Origin of the sequence: Pseudomonas sp. PS02302, assembly GCF_029959585.1 — a bacterium.
GTDB lineage: Bacteria > Pseudomonadota > Gammaproteobacteria > Pseudomonadales > Pseudomonadaceae > Chryseomonas > Chryseomonas aestiva.
Map to the genome: position 1 here is coordinate 1 of NZ_JASCON010000175.1, position 444 is coordinate 444.

1 pseudogene is annotated in these 444 nt (G+C 67.8%); it reads left to right on the plus strand.

The features are described 5' to 3' along the window. Window positions 1-444, plus strand: a pseudogene (locus QMX82_RS25690) (thiamine pyrophosphate-binding protein); the annotation flags it as partial.

Below are 444 nucleotides of genomic sequence, written 5' to 3' on the forward strand. Positions count from 1 at the left end.
AATCCAAGCAGGGGCGTTTCCAGATTCTCGACGTGTGCCGCATGATGGCGCCGCTCACCAAGTACACCCACCAGTTCGCCTCCGCCGACAACATCCCGTCGCGCATCCGCGAGGCCTTCCGCCTCGCGGAGGAAGAAAAGCCCGGCTCCGTGCACCTGGAACTGCCGGAAGACATCGCCGACGAGCACACCGAGAGCCTGCCGGTATCGCCGAGCCTGAGCCGTCGTCCGGTCGCCGAAGCCAAGGCCATCGCCGCCGCCGTCTCCAAACTGGAAAACGCCCGCAGCCCGGTGCTGGTGCTGGGCGCCGGCACCAACCGCAAGATGACCGCGCGGGTGCTGCGGCAGCTGATCGAGAAGACCGGCATCCCCTTCGTCACCACCCAGCTCGGCAAGGGCGTGGTCGACGAGCGCCATCCGCGCTTCCTGGGCAACGCCGCCCTCT